The sequence below is a fragment of the Desulfovibrio sp. 1188_IL3213 genome, from assembly GCF_036763145.1.
Lineage (GTDB): Bacteria > Desulfobacterota > Desulfovibrionia > Desulfovibrionales > Desulfovibrionaceae > Desulfovibrio.
Window position 1 is genome coordinate 1 of sequence record NZ_JBAIYR010000285.1, and the last position, 3,056, is coordinate 3,056.

Genomic DNA, 3,056 nt, shown 5'->3' on the forward strand with positions numbered 1-3,056 from the left:
TCTTTGCCAAATCAATGCCGATGGTAGTAATGATCTTCATGGGATGGTTCCCTTTCTGAGGTTTTCCATACCCTAGGGTAGCCAATTTATGCGGGCGGGACCATCCCATCACTCTACAGCTAGAGCAGATTAACTTTGAGAATATATATTCTCAAAATTTAAGGCACGCTCACTTCGGCGTTTAACCGCGCAGATAAACTGCGCTTACGCCTCCGTAGCGAACGTCTGCTCGCGCAGCCGTCAGAGCAATTTAAAAGTTGAATTGCTCTAAACGGGCAAGACCATGAAAGCCCAATACCATGCGCCAACAAGCAGCGCCGCAGCCAGCGTGCCTGCCAGCGCCTGAGGCAGCGCGGGCCAGTTTTTTTGCGTTCGCCACGCTTCCCAGCCGCCCAGGGCAAGACCGCCGCACAGTCCTGCAATATGGGCGGCATAATCAGTATTTTCGCCTTCAGTACCAAGCATTGCCAAGATGGCAATGCCCGCAGCCACGGGTAAAACGGCCTTGCGCCGCTGGCCGGAGTACATTGCCATATAACCTGCCAGCGCGCCTACAGCGGCGAAGAGGGCAGTGGAAAAGCCCATACTGGTGACAGCGCGCGGGCGCAGAAGCACAGTAAGGGCATTGCCGGCTATTCCGCCAGCCACCGTGAGCCAGAGCGCCCTGCCTATGCCTGTAAGCCTGGCAAGCAGGGAAAGAAAGAGCGCGCCAAAGATTACGTTGCCCCACACGTGGGTCAGGCTCACATGCAGGGTCAGCGCTGTACCCAGGCGGTAGTACTGGTCGTAAACGCGCACCAGCACATTATCCAGCATGCCGGCAGACGCCCATATCTCCGGCGGGGGCAGAAAAGATGGTGACGGCCACCAGCCAACGCGCCAGCCATGCCAGACGAGCAGGGGCAGTAAAAGAAGCGCGGCCAAGAAGCTGTGACGGTGTACGCGCAGGGGCGTGGGAGCGGGGATTTTTTTGCGGCTTTCGGCGGAAAATTCGGTCAGTTCTGACAGGGCGATATTTTCCAGCAGCGGGGGAACATAGATATGTTCCCTGCCGGACAGGGAAAGAGTTCTGTGCGGAATATTGCAGGCATTGAGCACCAGGAGGCTGTCGCGAAAACGCGTATAGTTGTCAGCCCCGCCCGCCCGGCTGATATTGCGCCAGTACCGTGGCAGGCTGTTGGGCCTTTTGCGGATAAGCCAGCGCCCGCCGGTGGCGGGCAGACTGCTGCGGTTGGTATGGTGCATATAGCAAAAAAGGCCCCAACAGAGACACTGCGGGGCCTTGAGCACAAAACGGCTGCGATTAACCCTGCTTACGCACCAGGGGCTTGATCACAACGCCAGAGCGCAGGCAACGGGTGCACACGGTAAGAGTCCGCACACTGCCGTCCGCAAACTGGTGACGCACACGCTGGAGGTTGGGGTTAAAACGACGCTTGGTCTTGATATTGGAATGGCTGACGAGGTTGCCAACCTGGGGCTTTTTGCCGCAGAAAATGCATTCCTTGCTCATACTATCCTCCGTATATGCAAAAAAACAGTTCACTTCACATGCGGCAAAAATAAAGCCCAGCGCCGGAAGATGTACAGCGTGTAAGAGGGCGTAACCGCGCGAAGAAGTCCTATAGCTGATGCCGTATCAAAAGGCAAGATTTTTTCTCAAAACAAAACGGGCGTCAACCCGCATTATGCCTGGCGGGCTGACGTACGTCAAAAGATCAGATTCTGCCCGCTGACATGGCGGCCTGCTTGCCTTCACCCGCAGGAACCATTGATGCGGCCTTTGAAGTTGCCATCAGGTAGATTTCATGCGGATCAAGAATCAGGATCACAGAGCCGTCGCCCATAATGGTGGCGCCAGAGATGCCCTTCAGGTCGCCAAGATAGGCGCCGAGGGGCTTGATGACTATTTCCTGGCGTTCAAGCAGGCGGTCCACCACAAGGCCCAGACGGCGGTCGTTATCGTGTATGACCACCACCGAGAGCACGTCCGGCAGGGGATCTGTGCGGGGCAGGCCGAGCATTTCGGCCATTTCCACCACGCCGAGAACCTCGCCCCGCAAGGTGACGGCCTTACGGCCCTTCACGTCGGTGAGGCGGTGGGCTTCAATCTTGGTGGTTTCCGAGACGGCATCCAGGGGGATGGCGTACATCTGGCCGGAAACATTAACCATAAGCGCATCAATGATGGCGAGCGTCAGAGGCAGGCTCAGGGTAAAGCGCGTGCCTTTGCCCACTTCAGAATAGGTGCTGACGCTGCCTTTGAGATTTTTGATGTTGGTGCGAACCACGTCCATGCCCACACCACGACCCGAAATGTCGGTAATCTGGTCGGCAGAGGAAAAACCGGGTGCAAAAATCAGTTCCACAGATTCGCGGTCATCCAGCTGGGCGGCCTCTTCGGGAGTTATGACGCCCTTACGGATGGCAGTTTCGCGCATTTTTGCCGGATCAATGCCCTTGCCGTCGTCTTCGATTTCAATGGCAACGGAATTGCCCTTGTGGAAAGCCCGTAAGGTCACTTTGCCCTTGGCAGGTTTTCCAGCGGCAAGGCGCACGTCTTCCGACTCGATGCCGTGGTCAACGGAGTTGCGTATGAGGTGGACAAGAGGGTCGCCTATGACCTCTACCACGCTCTTGTCCAGTTCGGTTTCTTCTCCTTCCATGACCAGGTCCACCTCTTTGCCGCTTTTGCGGGAAAGGTCGCGCACCAGACGGGGAAAGCGGGAGAACACCGAAGAAACAGGAACCATGCGCACTTTCATGATGGTATCTTGCAGGTCGTCAGAAATGCGCGCCATGGCGTAGGTCGTTTCGGAAAGGCTTTGCGCCACATGCGAAATATCTATGTTGTCGCTGCTGTCTTCAAGCGAACGGGCAATGAGCGTATAGCGGTTGCGGTTGATGATCAGTTCACCAATGAGGTTCATGAGGTGATCAAGCCGTTCGTGGTCAACCCGGATGGTGGAAGAGCTTTTGTGTCCTTCGGTCGCGGGAGCAGTCCCCTTTGCCTGTGAGGCGGCGGGTCGTGCGGCGGGTTGCGCCACGGGGGCCGG

General features: G+C 56.8%; 3 protein-coding genes. All 3 read right to left on the reverse strand.

The window, feature by feature from the left end:
- Window positions 1–267: 267 nt before the first annotated feature.
- Complete coding sequence (locus tag V6C16_RS10335) at window positions 268–1,245, reverse strand: rhomboid family intramembrane serine protease (protein ID WP_333534618.1); 978 nt, start codon at window positions 1,243–1,245, stop codon at window positions 268–270.
- 58 nt (window positions 1,246–1,303) lie between these two features.
- Complete coding sequence (gene rpmB, locus V6C16_RS10340) at window positions 1,304–1,513, reverse strand: 50S ribosomal protein L28 (protein ID WP_333534617.1); 210 nt, start codon at window positions 1,511–1,513, stop codon at window positions 1,304–1,306.
- A gap of 205 nt (window positions 1,514–1,718) precedes the next feature.
- Window positions 1,719–3,056, reverse strand: a 1,338-nt coding sequence (locus tag V6C16_RS10345; protein ID WP_333534616.1) for a chemotaxis protein CheA, incomplete at its 5' end; no start/stop codon positions are given.

Bases quoted from the DNA above. Each gene is read 5' to 3' on its own strand.
- rpmB (WP_333534617.1), bottom strand. From the start codon at position 1,513: ATGAGCAAGGAATGCATTTTCTGCGGCAAAAAGCCCCAGGTTGGCAAC.
- V6C16_RS10335 (WP_333534618.1), bottom strand. From the start codon at position 1,245: ATGCACCATACCAACCGCAGCAGTCTGCCCGCCACCGGCGGGCGCTGG.